General features: G+C 73.1%; 11 protein-coding genes and 2 pseudogenes. 3 read left to right on the top strand and 10 right to left on the bottom strand.

The features are described from left to right. Nucleotides 1-117: 117 nt before the first annotated feature. Nucleotides 118-498 carry a hypothetical protein gene (locus V2W30_RS20405; protein ID WP_338698489.1) on the top strand — a complete coding sequence of 127 codons (381 nt, stop codon included), beginning with the start codon at nucleotides 118-120 and terminating at the stop codon, nucleotides 496-498. Nucleotides 499-712: 214 nt separating this feature from the next. Here the strand turns inward: V2W30_RS20405 and V2W30_RS20400 are convergent, their stop codons facing one another. From V2W30_RS20400 to pdhA, 7 genes and pseudogenes are all read right to left on the bottom strand, one after another. Continuing rightward, complete coding sequence (locus V2W30_RS20400) at nucleotides 713-1693, bottom strand: NAD(P)H-quinone oxidoreductase (RefSeq protein WP_338698487.1); 981 nt, start codon at nucleotides 1691-1693, stop codon at nucleotides 713-715. Nucleotides 1694-1731: 38 nt separating this feature from the next. Further along, nucleotides 1732-2829 (bottom strand): potassium channel family protein, encoded by a 1098-nt coding sequence (locus V2W30_RS20395; RefSeq protein ID WP_338698485.1) that lies wholly within the window; start codon nucleotides 2827-2829, stop codon nucleotides 1732-1734. After that, nucleotides 2826-4132, bottom strand: a pseudogene (locus V2W30_RS20390) (molybdopterin molybdotransferase MoeA); the annotation flags it as partial. The gene V2W30_RS20395 and the pseudogene V2W30_RS20390, both read right to left, overlap by 4 nt. 481 nt (nucleotides 4133-4613) lie before the next feature. Beyond that, a pseudogene (locus tag V2W30_RS20385) lies at nucleotides 4614-5685 on the bottom strand (DUF6457 domain-containing protein). Between the two features lie 63 nt (nucleotides 5686-5748). Then, nucleotides 5749-7149 carry a dihydrolipoamide acetyltransferase family protein gene (locus V2W30_RS20380; protein ID WP_338698483.1) on the bottom strand — a complete coding sequence of 467 codons (1401 nt, stop codon included), beginning with the start codon at nucleotides 7147-7149 and terminating at the stop codon, nucleotides 5749-5751. A 13-nt stretch (nucleotides 7150-7162) separates the two neighbouring features. Continuing rightward, nucleotides 7163-8176, bottom strand: a complete 1014-nt coding sequence (locus V2W30_RS20375; protein WP_338698481.1) for an alpha-ketoacid dehydrogenase subunit beta — start codon at nucleotides 8174-8176, stop codon at nucleotides 7163-7165. Beyond that, entirely contained in the window at nucleotides 8173-9333 is a 1161-nt protein-coding gene (gene pdhA, locus V2W30_RS20370) for a pyruvate dehydrogenase (acetyl-transferring) E1 component subunit alpha (RefSeq protein ID WP_338698479.1), read from the bottom strand. Before pdhA ends, V2W30_RS20375 begins: the two co-directional genes overlap by 4 nt. 174 nt (nucleotides 9334-9507) lie before the next feature. On the opposite strand from pdhA, the gene V2W30_RS20365 reads away from it, so the two are divergent. Continuing rightward, the gene (locus V2W30_RS20365; RefSeq protein ID WP_425244568.1) at nucleotides 9508-10026 is read left to right on the top strand and encodes an Lrp/AsnC family transcriptional regulator; all 519 of its coding nucleotides are present in this window, start codon (nucleotides 9508-9510) and stop codon (nucleotides 10024-10026) included. A 24-nt stretch (nucleotides 10027-10050) separates the two neighbouring features. Here the strand turns inward: V2W30_RS20365 and V2W30_RS20360 are convergent, their stop codons facing one another. Then, complete coding sequence (locus V2W30_RS20360; RefSeq protein WP_338698477.1) at nucleotides 10051-10659, bottom strand: TetR/AcrR family transcriptional regulator; 609 nt, start codon at nucleotides 10657-10659, stop codon at nucleotides 10051-10053. Beyond that, nucleotides 10656-12164 carry a 3-hydroxyacyl-CoA dehydrogenase gene (locus tag V2W30_RS20355; protein WP_338698475.1) on the bottom strand — a complete coding sequence of 503 codons (1509 nt, stop codon included), beginning with the start codon at nucleotides 12162-12164 and terminating at the stop codon, nucleotides 10656-10658. The genes V2W30_RS20360 and V2W30_RS20355 overlap by 4 nt, the downstream gene beginning before the upstream one ends. Nucleotides 12165-12355: 191 nt before the next feature. Here V2W30_RS20355 and paaN point away from each other — a divergent pair, with 191 nt between their 5' ends. Beyond that, on the top strand, nucleotides 12356-14065 hold the full coding sequence (gene paaN / locus V2W30_RS20350) for a phenylacetic acid degradation protein PaaN (RefSeq protein ID WP_338698474.1): 1710 nt from the start codon (nucleotides 12356-12358) through the stop codon (nucleotides 14063-14065). Between the two features lie 29 nt (nucleotides 14066-14094). On the opposite strand, the gene V2W30_RS20345 is transcribed toward paaN, so the two are convergent. After that, a complete protein-coding gene (locus tag V2W30_RS20345) occupies nucleotides 14095-14907 on the bottom strand; it encodes a TrmH family RNA methyltransferase (RefSeq protein ID WP_338698472.1) in 813 nt (270 codons plus the stop codon). Between the last annotated feature and the right edge of the window lie 2 nt (nucleotides 14908-14909).

Raw genomic sequence — 14909 nt, 5'->3', positions numbered from 1 at the left:
CCCCCGTTCTGCTCTGATCCACCGCGCTGGGGAGGCCCGAAATCCGGCGTGCCCCTTTTATTGCGTTATGTGAGGCTTGCCGTAAGCGTCATGCGGAAGCGGGCGGAAGGGGCGTGCATGCGGCGGGGACGGTGGGTGGCCGGGCTGTCGGTCGCGGCTGTGCTGCTGGTGCTGTGGGCCGGGGCCGGGGCGCCGCTCGCGCTCGCGGCCGAGCCCTCCCCGCACGGCTCCCTCGCGGGCAGCCGGGCGGGCGTGGGCCGGACACCGCCGGGGCGGACCCTGCCCTCGCCGGCGGTCACCGAGGACGCGCTGCCCCCGCCGCCCGCGGCGAGGACCAGCGCCCCCGCCTCGCCCACGCCCCGCGCCGAGCAGCCGAACGCCGCCCGGCAGACGGTGCTGCCGGACGGCGGACGGTTCGTGGACGTCCTGCCACTGGGGGCGGGGCTGCTCCTGACGGGGCTCGGCCTCGGCTTCCTGGCGCTGCGGCTGCGACGCTGAGCCCGCCGGGTCTTTCCTGACCCCTCTTGGTCCTTTTGGACCCTCCTGGCTCCTCTTAGACCCTCTTGGCTCCTCTTGGAGCCTGCACCTTCTGGCTCCTCTTGGAGCCTGGCACCTTCTGGCTTGGCGCCTTGGGCCCGGCGCCTTGCGGCCCGGCGTCTTCTGGCCTGGCGGCTTCCGGCCCGGCGTCTTCCGGCCCGGCGCCGGAGACCGCTCAGGAGCGCGTGAGCAGCACCTTGCCGATGTGGCCCGACTCCTCCAGGACGCGGTGGCCCTGCGCGGCGTCGTCCATCGGGAGCGCGCGGTCCACGATCGGCCGAACATGACCCGCCTCGACCAGCGGCCAGACGTGCTCGCGCACCGCCGCGACGACCGCGGTCTTCTCGGCGAGCGGGCGGGCCCGCAGCGTGGTGGCGGTGATGGCGCCGCGCTTGCCGAGCAACGTACCGATGTTGAGCTCGCCCTTGACGCCGCCCTGCATGCCGATGATGGCCAGGCGGCCGTTGACGGCGAGGGCGTCGACGTTGCGGTTGAGGTACTTGGCGCCCATGTTGTCGAGGATGACGTCGGCGCCCGCGCCGTCCGTCGCGGCCTTGATCTCCTCGACGAAGTCCTGCTCGCGGTAGTTGATCAGGATGTCCGCGCCGAGGCTCGCGCAGAAGTCGAGCTTCTCCTGGGTGCCCGCGGTGACCGCGACCGTCGCGCCGACCGCCTTCGCGAGCTGGATCGCCATCGTGCCGATGCCGCTGGAGCCACCGTGCACGAGGAAGACCTCGGTCGGCCGCAGGTGGGCGATCATGAAGACGTTGGACCAGACGGTGCACGTCACCTCGGGCAGCGCGGCCGCCGTGGCCAGGTCGACGCCCTTCGGCACGGGCAGCAGCTGCCCGGCGGGCACGGCGACCTTCTCGGCGTAACCGCCGCCCACGAGCAGCGCGCACACCTCGTCACCGACGGACCAGCCGGAGACCCCGGAGCCGATCTCGACGATCCGGCCCGCGCACTCCAGGCCCGGATACGGGGACGAGCCGGGCGGCGGGCTGTAGAAGCCCTGCCGCTGGAGCAGATCGGCGCGGTTGACGGCGCTGGACACCACCTCGACCAGGACTTCGCCCTCGCCGGGTACGGGATCGGGGACCTCCGTCCAGACGAGCGCCTCGGGGCCACCGGGTTCCGGAATCGTGATCGCATACATGCTCGCGAGGCTACTCCGGGGGCTTCACGGAGGCCCGGTCAGTCCTGGGGCAGCGGCTTCGCGTCGGGGGCCACCCGTCGCGTGGGCGTGACCCGCACGATCGTGATCAGCCGGTCCGTCAGTTGCAGCACCCCGACGGCCGAGTCGTCGTACCCGAGCACGCGATGCCCTCGTACGACGCTGACGACGAGGTCGTCCGTCTCCTTCGGCTTCAGGCCCACCTCGGCCTTTATCACCGGGCGCTCCACCAGATCGAGGCCGCTGCCCTGCTGGATGAGGTCCTCCATGACCATGCCCGCGTGCGGGCTGAGCACGGACAGGCCGAGCAGGCGGCCCGCCGCGCTGGCGCTGGTGATGACGGCGTCGGCGCCGGACTGGCGCAGCAGCGGCGCGTTCTCCTCCTCGCGCACACAGGCGACGATCTTCGCGCCGCGGTTCAGCTGCCGTGCGGTGAGCGTCACCAGGACGGCGGTGTCGTCGCGCTGCGTCGCGATGATGATCTTCCGGGCCTTCTGCACCTCGGCGCGGAGCAGGACGTCGCTGCGGGTCGCGTCGCCCAGGACTCCCGCGTATCCCAGGGCGTTGGCGGCGTCGATGACCTTGGCACTGGGGTCGACGACCACGATCTGCTCCGGCTTCAGGCCGGTCGTGCGCACGGTCTCCACGGCGCTGCGGCCCTTGGTTCCGAAGCCGACGACGACGACGTGGTCACGCAAGGTGGACCTCCAGCGGTTCAGGCGCCATTCCTCCCGGGTCCGTTCGGTGAGGACTTCGAGCGTGGTGCCGACCAGGATGATCAGGAAGAGCACACGCAGCGGAGTGATGACGAAGATATTGGTCAGGCGGGCCCCGTCGCTGACGGGGGTGATGTCGCCGTATCCGGTGGTGGAGAGGGTGACGGTCGCGTAGTAGAACGCGTCGAGCAGGTCGACGCTTCCGTCGGAGTTGTCGTTGTAGCCCCCGCGGTCGACCCACACGAGGAGCGCGGTGAGGACCAGCACGGCCAGGGCCATCACGACCCGCCGGGCGACCTGGAGCAGCGGACGCTCCACCACCCGCCGGGGCAGCTTCACCCGGTAGGTCGCGGTCCGCTCGTCCGCTTGGCGTGCCATGGCGTCATGGCCGGCCAGTTTCACGTGAAACACCCTTCGTTTCCCGGAGCGTCGAAGCCGGGGCCCGCCGTGTCCGTCGCGCTCCAGGACCACGGCAGATCCAGGATCTCCACCTCCTGGCCGTCCTCGGCGCCGCCGGGCGGAACCACCGCGAGGGCGTCGGCGGCGGCGATGCCGCGCAGCATGGCGGGCCCGTTGTAGTGCAGCGGAACCGCCCACTCGTGCCCGCTTCCGGTGTCGTGCCGCAGGACGACGGGAACGAGCCGGGTGTCGTACGGGTGCCCGTGGACGGGGGTGTGGAGAGGCGCGGTGTACGGGGCGTCGGGCGCCGCTCCGGCACGGCCCGCCAAGGCGCGCAGCAGCGGTTCGGCGAGGGTGAGCAGGCCGGAGACCGCGGCGAGCGGGTTGCCGGGAAGGCCGACGAGGTACTGCCCGTCGTGGAGGCGGGCGAGCAGCATGGGGTGGCCGGGCCGGACCGCGACGCCGTTCACGAGGAGTTCGGCGTCGAGGGCGCGCAGCGTGGGGTGGACGTGGTCGACGGGCCCGGACGCGGTGCCGCCGGTCGTCACGACGAGGTCGGCCGTCGACTCACGGACCGCCGCGAGCAGGGCCTTCGCGTCGTCGCCGAGCCGGCGGACGGCGCTGACCTCGACGCCGAGCGCGCGCAGCCAGTGCGGCAGCATCGGGCCGAGCGCGTCCCGGATGAGGCCGTCCCGGGGGAGGCCCGAGGTCAGCAACTCGTCGCCCAGGACGAGGATGTCGACCCGGGGGCGGGGGACGACGACCAGCTCGTCGTAGCCGGCCGCCGCCGCGAGACCGAGGACGGCGGGGGTGACCAGGGCGCCGGTGGGCAGCAGCAGGTCACCGCTGCGGCACTCCTGGCCGCGCGGCCGGATGTCCTGCCCGTGCACGACGTCGCGCAGCGGGTGCAACCGGCCCTTGGCGTCGGTACGCCCGTGCTCGCTGCGGATGACGGCCGTGGTCTCCGGGGGGATACGGGCGCCGGTGGCGATCGCGGCGGCCTCCCCGTCGGCCAGCGGCGGGGGCGGCGCGTGTCCGGCGAGGATCCCCTCGTCCCGGACGTCCCAGGGGCCCGGACCCGCGACGATCCAGCCGTCCATCGCGGACGTGTCGAAGGAGGGCAGGTCGGTGAGGGCGGTCAGCGGCGCGGCGAGGACGAGCCCGAGGGCCTGGTCGAGGGCGACACGGGTCGCTCCGCGAGGGTCGGGGGCTGAGCCGTACGGGTGCGGTGCTCGGCAGCGCGCCGTCCCGCCCGCGCGGCCGTACGGCGGGCGGCGGGCCAGTCCGTCGCACGGTGGCGCTGCTCGGGCCGCCCCCGGCGGCCGACTCCCGGCTCTGGGCGGGCTGTTCACGGCCGGGTGCGGGGACGTCGGTGCCGGACGGAGGGCCGGGCTGATGCCCCGGCTGGTGTCCTGGCTGATGCCCCGGCTGATGCCCCGGATGATGGCTGGCCTGGTGACCGGACCGGTGGCTCGACCGGTGACCGGCCGGGGGGTTGGTCGGTGCCGTGCCCCGGTGGTCGTTGGCCAGGGCGAGGGCTTCGTCCACGTCCATGACGCCGTCGATACCGGTGTCGGTACCTGAGCCTGTGCCGGTGTCGGTACCGCTGTCGGTACCTGAGCCTGTGCCGGTGTCGGTACCGCTGTCGGTACCTGAGCCGGTGTCGGTGTCGGTGTCGGTACTGGTACGGATACCCGTGTCGATACCGGTACGGGTTCCGGTATCGATGCCGGTGTTGATGGCGCCGTCCGTCGTGGTGGCCTGCGCCGCCCGCCCGCTCGGCGCGGTCATCCCGCGTCCGGCGCGGAATCGCCCGGCGCGGCGGTCGTACCGGGCCCGGTCCTGACGTCGGCGTCGGCTTCGGCGTCGGCTTCGGCGTCGGCCTTGGCCTCGGCTTCGGCCTCGCGCGCCCAGCGGTCGGCGAGCGCGGCCGCCTTCGCCGCGGCGGCCGCGACGGCTTCGGGGCCGCCCCGGCCTGCGCCGCCGCGTATCCGACGAGGAACGTCGTCAGCGGGGCCGCGGGGCGCGCGACCCCGTGTGCGGCGTCCCGGGCGAGGTCGAGCAGGACGCCGGTGTCGACGTCCAGGTCGAGGCCCAGTTCGTCCTTGGCTGCGGAGATCCATTCATCCAACACGTGCCCATGCTCCCTGATGCGTGACCGGGCGGCGGCGATGTCGTCCCAGGTGTCGCAGTCGAACGACGCGACGGGATCGGTGATGCGGGTGAGTCTCAGGTTCCGGATGAGCAGCCGTAGCGGCAGCCCGGCGAGCGAGCCGTGCTCGGCGTCGAGATCGGCGAGCACCTGGCGCAGCGCGGCGGCCCGATAGACGGCGACCAGCGGCTGATCGCGCCCGTCACCATCGGTGAACAGGACACCGTCGGGGGGCTGAACGCCATCGGGGCGCGGAACGCCGCCGGAGCGCCGGGGCAGGGTGCCGTCGGAATGCTGAACGCCATCCGACGCGGGCAGGGCGACGCCCTCACCGAGCGCGGCGCCGTCGCTCGCGTCCGGCGCGGCCGGCCCCGCCAGCGCGTCGAGCAACACCCGTACGGTGCGCGCCTCCAGGAACGGCAGGTCGGCGGAGAGCACGACGACGCTCTCCGCCCCGCCGCCCAGCGCCCGCACCCCCGCGTCGAGCGCGGCGAGCGGGCCGCCACCGGCCGGTTCCTCACGCGCCCAGAGGACGGGGCGCACGGTCGGCCGGGGCGCGGCGACCACGACCGTGGCGCGGGCGTCGGCGCAGGCCGCGAGCACCCGGTCGAGCAGCGCGCGGCCCCGACCCGCACCCCGGGCTTGTCCGCGCCACCGAGGCGCCGCGCGGCGCCCCCGGCGAGGACGATGGCCTCGTACGCGTTCATCCCCCGAGTATGGACGTACGGGCGATCAATGCCACCCCTGGGACGGGGTGGCCCACGATGTGGTCACAACGAGCGCAGCAGCACCGCCGGTTGCTCCACGCAATCCGCCACGTACCGCAGGAATCCGCCCGCCGTGCTGCCGTCGCACACCCGGTGGTCGAAGGTGAGCGAGAGCTGGACGACCTGACGGACCGCCAACTCCCCTTCGTGCACCCACGGCTTGGCCGCGATGCGGCCGACGCCGAGCATGGCCGCCTCGGGGTGGTTGATGATCGGCGTGGACCCGTCGACCCCGAACACCCCGTAGTTGTTCAGGGTGAAGGTGCCGCCCGTGAGGTCCCCCGGCGTCAGCTTCCCGGTGCGCGCCGCGTCGGTGAGCCGGGCGAACTCGCCGCTCAGCGCCTCGGTGCCGCGCCGGTGGGCGTCCCGTACGACGGGGACGACCAGCCCGCGCTCGGTCTGCGCGGCGAACCCGAGGTGCACCTCGTCGAGGCGGACGATCTCGCGGCGCTCCAGGTCGACCGTCGCGTTCAGCTCCGGGTAGCGGGCCAGGGCCGCCGTGCAGATGCGGGCGAGCAGCGCCAGGACGGAGATCTTCGGGCCGGCGGAGGCGCCGGTCGCGGCGTTCATCGCCGCACGCGCGGCGAGGAGCTCCGTGGCGTCGGCGTCCACCCAGCAGGTCGCGTCGGGTATCTCGCGCCGGCTGCGCGAGAGCTTGTCGGCGACGGCGCCGCGGATGCCGCGCAGAGGCGTGCGATGCCCCTGCGGGGCGGGTTCGGCGACGGGTTCAGCAACGGGCTCGGGCGCTGCCGGGGTGTCCGTGCGGGCCGTGGCGGCGCGCTCCACGTCCGCGCGCAGGATGAGCCCGTCGGGCCCGGAACCGGCCACTTCGCGCAGGTCGAGGCCGTGGTCGCGGGCGAGCTTGCGGACCAGCGGGGAGATCACGGGGACGGGGCCCGCGGGACGCACCGGCGCGACGGGCGCGACCGGCGCGGGCGCCGCCACGGCCGCCCGGGGTGCGGCCGGGCGCGCGGGCGCCGGTGCCGACAGCCCGGAGGCGGGCCGTACCCGCCTGCGCCGCGCGGGCGCGGCGGCGGTGCCGTAGCCCACCAACACGTTCCCCGACCCTTCGGCCTTCTGAGCACCGTTCTTCCGGTCGCTCAGGGGCGGCTCGGCGGCAGTCGTGCCGGACGTGCCGACCGTGCCCGATGTCGCGTCCGCCCCGACGGCCACCGTCAGCAGCGGCGCCCCCACCGGCAGTTCGGACCCCTCGTCCCCGTACCGGGCCGTGACGACCCCTCCGTACGGGCACGGCACCTCGACCAGTGCCTTGGCGGTCTCCACCTCGACGACGGGCTGGTCGATGGCGACCACGTCGCCGACCGCCACCAGCCACTGCACGATGGATGCCTCGGTGAGCCCCTCCCCGAGGTCGGGCAGCTTGAACTCCAGAACCTGCGCCATCAGCCCGCTCCCCTCACTGGTCCCACTGAAGGCGTGCGACCGCGTCCAACACCCGGTCCACCCCCGGGAGATGGTGCCGCTCCAGCATCGGCGGCGGGTACGGAATGTCGAATCCGGCCACTCTCAGGACCGGTGCCTGAAGGTGGTGGAAGCACCGCTCGGTCACCCGCGCGGCGATCTCCCCGCCCGGACCGCCGAAGCCGCCGGACTCGTGCACGACGACCGCGCGCCCGGTGCGGCGCACGGAGGCCGCGACCGTCGCGTCGTCGAACGGCACCAGCGAGCGCAGATCGACCACTTCGAGGTCCCAGCCCTCACCACGGGCCGCCTCCGCCGCCTCCAGGCAGACGGGCAGCGACGGGCCGTACGTGATCAGCGTGGCACTGGTCCCAGGGCGGCGGACCACTGCCGTACCTATGGGCTCAACGTCCACCGGCTGCTCGGGGTTCCAGGAATCCTTCGCCCAGTAGAGCCGCTTGGGTTCCAGGAAGACGACGGGGTCGTCGGAGGCGATGGACTGCCGCAGCAGCCCGTACGCGTCCGCGACGGTGGCCGGTGTGACGACGGTGAGGCCGGGCGTCGCCATGTAGTACGCCTCGGACGAGTCGCTGTGGTGCTCGACGCCGCCGATGCCGCCCCCGTAGGGCACGCGCACGGTGATGGGCAGCGGCATGGCACCGCGCGTGCGGTTGCGCATCCGCGCGACGTGCGAGATCAGCTGCTCGAACGCGGGGTACGCGAACGCGTCGAACTGCATCTCCACGACCGGCCGCAGCCCGTACATCGCCATGCCCACGGCCGCGCCGAGGATGCCCGCCTCGGCGAGCGGCGTGTCCGTGCACCGGTCCTCGCCGAACTCCTTCGCGAGCCCGTCGGTGACGCGGAAGACGCCGCCCAGGGTGCCCACGTCCTCGCCCATGACGTGCACCGCCGGGTCGGCGGCCATGGAGTCGCGCAGGGCGCGCCCCAGGGCCTGCGCCATGGTGGCGGGCTTGGCCGCGGTCGCTTTCTCGGCGACGGTGGTCATGCGGGGCTCCCTTCGGCGCCGGGCGTCTCGGCCTCGGCGTCGAGTTCGGCCCGCAACTGGGCCGCCTGCTCCCGCAGCTGTGAGGTCTGCTCGGCGTACACGTCGGTGAACAGGTCCATCGGGTCGAGGACCGGGTCCTGGTTCATGTGGGCGCGCAGGTCGGCCGCCATCGTCTCGGCGTCGTCGCGCACCGCCTGGATGCCGGCCTCGTCGATCAGGCCGCGCCGGGTCAACTCCCGTTCCAGGAGCAGGATCGGGTCGTGGTCGCGCCACGCCTCGACCTCGGCGTCGGTGCGGTAGCGGGTCGCGTCGTCGGCGTTCGTGTGCGCGTCCATCCGGTACGTGATCGCCTCGATCAGCGTCGGACCGCCGCCCTCGCGCGCGCGTGTCACGGCCTCGGTGAGCACCTCGTGCATCGCCACGGCGTCGTTCCCGTCGACCAGGCGGCCCGGCATCCCGTATCCGACGGCCTTGTGGGCCAGGGACGGGGCCGCGGTCTGCTTGGCCAGCGGCACGGAGATGGCGAAGCCGTTGTTCTGGACGAGGAAGACGACCGGTGCCTGCCACACGGCCGCGAAGTTCAGCGCCTCGTGGAAGTCGCCCTCGCTGGTGCCGCCGTCGCCGACCATGGCGAGCGCCACCACGTCGTCGCCCTTGAGGCGGGCGGCGTGGGCGAGGCCCACCGCGTGCGGGAGTTGCGTCGCGAGGGGGGTGCACAGCGGCGCGATGCGGTGCTCGTGCGGGTCGTACCCGGTGTGCCAGTCGCCGCGCAGCAGGGTCAGGGCCTGGACGGGGTCGAGTCCGCGGGCGACGGCGGCGAGGGTGTCGCGGTAGCTGGGGAAGAGCCAGTCGCGGTCCTCCAGGGCGAGCGCGGCGGCGATCTCACCGGCCTCCTGGCCGGTCGTCGACGGGTAGACGGCGAGGCGTCCCTGCTTGGTCAGGGCGGTCGCCTGCGCGTTGTAGCGGCGGCCGCGCACCACCTCCGCGTACAGCCGGCGCAGCAGTTCCGGGTCGGTCTGCGCGGCTGCGTCGGTGCCCAGGACCCGGTACGGCTCCGCGTCGGGCAGCAGCGGCGCGGGGTCCGTGCGGGGCTGCCAGGCGGGCGGCGGGGTCGGTGCCCCGGTGCGGCGGGTGTCCCGCTGCTCCATGACCGTCATGACGACACCTCCTCGTGGGAGCGGCTTCGAGGGCGCGTCGGGTGTGACCCGCCTCACCTACCGATTGTTCGGTCGTCGGCACATTTTGGCTACAGGCACCTCCAGGCTGTGGACAAACGGTTCTCCACAGCCTGAGATGAACGCAGTACGTCCATGGTAAGGAGGCGGGGGCACATGGCATCTGAACAAATGGCCGACGGCTCCGGCGGGCATGTTCCCGAGGGGCCCGAGGGACCCGATCCCGCCGCGCGCCCGCTGGACGCCATCGACCGCGACATCCTCCAGATGCTCCAGAGGGACGGCCGGGCGTCGATACGCTCCGTCGCCGAGCGCGTCCATGTGTCACGGGCGAACGCCTACGCCCGGATCAACCGCCTCATCGAGGACGGCGTGATCCGTGGGTTCGGCGCCCGCATCAACCACGAACGGGCAGGTCAGGGCGCCTCCGCCTACATCACTTTGAAGATCGTCCAGAACTCCTGGCGGACGGTCCGCGACCAGTTGCGCCGGATGCCCGAGGCCTCGCACATCGCGCTGGTCAGCGGCGACTTCGACGTCCTGATCCTGGTCCACACACGGGACAACCGCGCCCTGCGCGAACTGGTCCTCACCAAGCTCCAGGCCATCCCCGAGGTGCTCAGCACCCGGACCCTGCTGGTCTTCGAGGAGGAGGACCTGGAGCCGGACGCGTGACGCCCGCGGCGGCCCTTGTGCGGCTCAACCGGCCTTGCGCAGCCCCTGGAAGACCAACTCGACGACCGCGTCGGCCACTTCGCGTTCGGTCAGGCTTCCGCTGCCCGGCCGGTACCACTCGACGATCGAGTTGATCATTCCGAAGACGAGACGGGTGGCGAGGCGTACTTCTATGTCGCCCCGTACGTCGCCGTCGGCGGCGGCCGCCTTCAGGAGCGCGGCGACCTGGTGGTCGAACTCCCTGCGCCGCTCCATGGCCCACCGCTCGGTGTCGGTGTTGCCGCGTACGCGCAACAGAAGCGTCACGTAGGGCAGTTCGCCGGTCAGTACCTCGACCATGCGGCGCGTGACGTACTCCAGGCGCTCCATCGCGCGTCCCACGCGCGCGGGTTCCTCGTCGAGGATCCCGAAGAGGCCGTCGAGCGCGCGGCTGACGGCCCGGCGCAGCAGCTCCTCCTTGCCCGTCACATGGTGGTAGATCGACGACTTGGAGATGCCGGCCGCCTTGGAGAGGTGCTCCATGGAGGTGCCGTCGTAGCCGCGTTCGTTGAAGACGGTGACCGCGACCGCGAGCAGGCTGTCGGGCGTGTAGGTGTCGCGGCGCGCGGCCGGGTCGCGGCGTGCGGTGGTCATGCGGAGCCCTCCCACTTCTTGGGGGTGTACGAGTGGCGCAGGAGCGCGAGGGAGGGCGCGTACCGGCCCGAGGGATCCCGCTCGTGCAGCTCCTCCAGCACGCCGCAGGCCCAGCTCCTGCCGAGCTTGCGGTCCCATTCGAGCGGCCCCAGCGGGTAGTTGACGCCGAGCCGCATCGCGGTGTCGATGTCCTCCTCGGTGGCCACTCCGCGGGTGAGCGCCTCATGGGCGAGGTCGATGATCCGGGCCACCGTGCGCGCCACGATCATGCCGGGCACGTCACCGATGACGCTGACCTTCTTGCCGAGCGCCTGGAAGAGGCCGACGGCTTCCTTCAGGGTGCGTGGGTTGCCGTCCTGGCAGGTCGCCAGGGCGATCCGGGTCGCCGCGCGGTAGTCGAGCGCGAGGTCGAAGTAGACGACGTCCCGGAACTCGATGGACGTCTGGCCGTCGGCCTGCACGAGCTGGCCGCCGCTGGGCAGAACGATGCGCGTGCCCTTGTCCTCGTCCTCCTGGGTCACCGCGATGCCCGCCTCGCGCATCATCGCGATCAGCTCGCCGGCCGACTCCAGGTCGCCCTCGACGGTCACGTGGGCGGGCGGTTCGGCCGGGGCCGCGGTGTGCGGTTCGGGACGGTCCTCGCCGTCGCCGTACGTGTACCAGCCCTGGCCCGTCTTGCGGCCGAGGCGGCCCGCCTCCACGAGGCGGCGCTGGGCCAGGGAGGGCCGGAACCGCACGTCCTGGAAGAAGCCCTCCCACACGGAGCGGGTGACGGCCTCGTTGACGTCCTGTCCGATCAGGTCGGTCAGCTCGAAGGCGCCCATCTTGAAGCCACCGCTCTCGCGCAGCACGGCGTCGATGGTGGCGGGGTCGGCGCCCTGGTCCTCGTGGACCGCGAACGCCTCCGCGTAGAAGGGCCGCGCGATCCGGTTGACCAGGAAGCCCGGGGTGTCGGCGCAGGCCACGGGTGTCTTGCCCCAGGCGCGGGCGGTCTCGTACGCGCGCGTGGCCGCGGTGACGTCGGTGGCGGAGCCGGAGACGACCTCCACCAGGGGCATCAGGGGGGCGGGGTTGAAGAAGTGCAGCCCGACGAAGCGCTCCGGCCTGCGCAGCGCGCCACCGATCGCGGTCACCGAGAGCGACGAGGTGTTGGTGGCGAGCAGGCAGTCGTCCGCGACGATGTCCTCCAGGTCGCGGAACAGCTTCTGCTTGGCGTCCAGTTGCTCCAGGACGGCCTCGACGACGAGGGAGGCGTCCGCCAGCTCACCGAGCGTGCCCGCGGCCGTCAGGCGGGCGGCTGCCGCCGTGCGCTCCTCGGCGCCCATGCGGCCCTTCTCGACGAGCCGGTCGAGCCGGGCGGCGATCGCCGCGGCGGCCGACTCCGCACGGCCGGGCACGGCGTCGTACAGCCGGACCGGGTGTCCCGCGACCAGGGCGACCTGGGCAATGCCCTGGCCCATGGTGCCGGTGCCCACCACGCCTACGAGGCGGTCAGTTGCTGTCATGCGCCGATCCTTCCGCATGCAGCCGCGCCGCGGGGATCCGGGGCCCGCCGGGTCGGTTGTCCACAGGTTCCACGCACCCTCTTGTCCCGACCGATCGTTCGGTTACTCTAACTCTGACGTACAGCACCTGCCCAGTCCCGCCCACTCGCCGGCTCGACGAGGAGCCGCAGCCGAGGAGGAGTTGGTCCGCCATGGCCGCCGAAATCACCGCGCACGACCTGATCGCCAAGCACCGGCCGACCCTCGACCAGGCGCTGGAAGCGATCCGCACGCGCGCGTACTGGTCCCCGCACCCCGAGCACCCCAAGGCGTACGGGGAGAACGGGAGCCTGAGCATGCCCGAGGGCAAGGCCGCCTTCGACGCGCTGCTCGGCACCCGGCTCGACCTCGGCCAGCCCGGCACGGACGACTTCGTGGGCGGTGAAGTGTCGCCGTACGGAATCGAGTTGGGGATCACCTATCCGCACGCGGACGCCGACGTGCTGCTGCCGGCCATGCGCGCGGGCATGCGCGCGTGGCGCGAGGCCGGCGCCGAGGTGCGCGCGGTGACGTGCCTGGAGATCCTGGCCCGGATCAGCGCGCGCACGCACGAGTTCGCGCACGCGGTCATGCACACCAGCGGCCAGGCCTTCATGATGGCGTTCCAGGCGGGCGGCCCGCACGCGCAGGACCGCGGCCTGGAGGCGGTGGCGTACGCGTACGTGGAGCAGGTACGCACCCCGGACACCGCGGAGTGGTCCAAGCCCCAGGGCAAGCGCGATCCGCTGAACCTGACGAAGCGGTTCACCCCGGTCGGCCGCGGCATCGCGCTGCTCATCGGCTGCAACACGTTCCCGACGTGGAACGGCTATCCGGGCCTGTTCGCCTCCCTGGCGACCGGCAACCCGGTCCTGGTGAAGCCGCACCCGCGCGCGGTGCTGCCCCTCGCGCTCACCGTCCAGGTGGCCCGCGAGGTCCTCGCCGAGGCGGGCTTCGACCCGAACCTGGTGGCCCTCGCGGCCGAGCGGCCCGGCGAGGGCATCGCCAAGACCCTGGCCGTGCGCCCCGAGATCAAGATCATCGACTACACGGGTTCGACGGCCTTCGGCGACTGGCTGGAGGCGAACGCCCGGCAGGCGCAGGTCTACACGGAGAAGGCCGGCGTCAACACGGTCGTGATCGACGGCACGGACGACTACAAGGGCATGCTGGCGAACCTCGCGTTCTCGCTGTCCCTGTACAGCGGCCAGATGTGCACCACCCCGCAGAACCTCCTGGTGCCGCGCGAGGGCATCACCACGGACGAGGGCCCCAAGTCGTACGACGAGGTCGTCGCGGACCTCGCGACGTCGGTCGGCGGCCTGCTCGGCGACGACGCCCGCGCCAACGGGCTGCTCGGTGCCCTGGTCAACCCGGACGTGAAGGCGCGCCTGGAGGCCGCCGCCGGACTCGGCGAGGTCGCGCTGCCCTCACGGAAGGTCGGCAACCCGGACTTCCCCGACGCGGTCGTGCGCACCCCGGTCATCGTCAAGCTCGACGGCGCGCGCAAGTACTGGGAGGGCCCGGACGCGGAGGCCGCCTACATGAGCGAGTGCTTCGGCCCGGTCTCCTTCGCCGTCGCCGTCGACTCCGCGCAGGACGCGGTGGAGCTGCTGCGGCGCACGGTGCGCGAGAAGGGCGCCATGACGGTCGGCGCGTACACCACCTCCGAAGAGGTCGCGCGGGCCGTCGAGGAGGTCTGCCTGGAGGAGTGCGCCCAGCTCTCCCTCAACCTCACGGGTGGCGTGTACGTGAACCAGACGGCGGCGTTCTCCGACTTCCACGGCTCGGGCGGCAACCCCGCGGCGAACGCGGCCCTGTGCGACGGCGCCTTCGTGGCGAACCGCTTCCGGGTGGTGGAGGTCCGCCGCGAGACGGTCTGAGGCGCGACGTTCTGCTGGGGCGCGACGTTCTACTCAGGCGCGACGTTCTGCTGGGGCGCGTGCGTGCTGTGCGCGCTCCAGTGGAACAGCGTCATGCCGACGCTCGTGGCCAGGTTGTAGCTGGAGACCTGGGGCCGCATCGGCAGCGACACCAACTGGTCGGCACGCGCGCGTAGGTCCGCGGAGAGGCCGCTGCGCTCGGACCCGAAGGCGAGCAGCGCGTCGTCCGGCAGCTTCAGGCCACGGATGTCGGCGCCCTCGGGGTCGAGCGCGTACAGCGGTCCCGCGGGCAGTTCGTCGACCGCGAGCCGCTCGACGGCGGTCGCGAAGTGCAGCCCGGCCCCGCCCCGGACGACCGTGGGGTGCCAGGGGTCGAGGCTGCCCGTCGTGACGACACCGGCCGCCCCGAAACCGGCGGCGAGCCGGATGACGGCGCCCGCGTTGCCGAGGTTGCGCGGGTTGTCGAGGACGACGACGGGCGTGGTCCGCCCGGTCCTGCCGAGCGCCGCGAGGTGGTCGGCGCGCGCGGGGCGTCCGGCGAGCGCGGCGACGCCGGTGGGGTGCAGCCGCGGCACGAGCCCCCGCAAGGTGGCGTCCGGGACCTCCACGAGCAGCGCGTCCAGGTCCCGTACGACATCGGGGGCCAGGTCCGCGGCCAGGGCGAGCGCGGCCGCCCGGTCGGTGGCGAGCGCGACGGGGACGTCGGCGCCGAAGCGCAGCGCGTGCTTGAGGGCGTGGAAACCGTCCAGGAGCACCGCGGCGTCGGCCAGCCGCCGCCAGGCGCGTACGGCGCCTTCAGGACCCTCGTGCCGCGTCCCGTCCTCCGTGCTCGCCTCGCTCATGG

The sequence above is a fragment of the Streptomyces sp. Q6 genome (assembly GCF_036967205.1).
Classification (GTDB): Bacteria; Actinomycetota; Actinomycetes; order Streptomycetales; family Streptomycetaceae; genus Streptomyces; species Streptomyces citrinus.
This window is presented reverse-complemented; position numbering and strand designations above follow the sequence as displayed.

Coding starts and splice junctions, on each gene's coding strand:
- V2W30_RS20405 (WP_338698489.1), top strand. CDS start 118: ATGCGGCGGGGACGGTGGGTGGCCGGGCTGTCGGTCGCGGCTGTGCTG.
- V2W30_RS20400 (WP_338698487.1), bottom strand. CDS start 1,693: ATGTATGCGATCACGATTCCGGAACCCGGTGGCCCCGAGGCGCTCGTC.
- V2W30_RS20380 (WP_338698483.1), bottom strand. CDS start 7,149: ATGGCGCAGGTTCTGGAGTTCAAGCTGCCCGACCTCGGGGAGGGGCTC.
- V2W30_RS20375 (WP_338698481.1), bottom strand. CDS start 8,176: ATGACCACCGTCGCCGAGAAAGCGACCGCGGCCAAGCCCGCCACCATG.
- pdhA (WP_338698479.1), bottom strand. CDS start 9,333: ATGACGGTCATGGAGCAGCGGGACACCCGCCGCACCGGGGCACCGACC.
- V2W30_RS20365 (WP_425244568.1), top strand. CDS start 9,508: ATGGCATCTGAACAAATGGCCGACGGCTCCGGCGGGCATGTTCCCGAG.
- V2W30_RS20360 (WP_338698477.1), bottom strand. CDS start 10,659: ATGACCACCGCACGCCGCGACCCGGCCGCGCGCCGCGACACCTACACG.
- V2W30_RS20355 (WP_338698475.1), bottom strand. CDS start 12,164: ATGACAGCAACTGACCGCCTCGTAGGCGTGGTGGGCACCGGCACCATG.
- paaN (WP_338698474.1), top strand. CDS start 12,356: ATGGCCGCCGAAATCACCGCGCACGACCTGATCGCCAAGCACCGGCCG.
- V2W30_RS20345 (WP_338698472.1), bottom strand. CDS start 14,907: ATGAGCGAGGCGAGCACGGAGGACGGGACGCGGCACGAGGGTCCTGAA.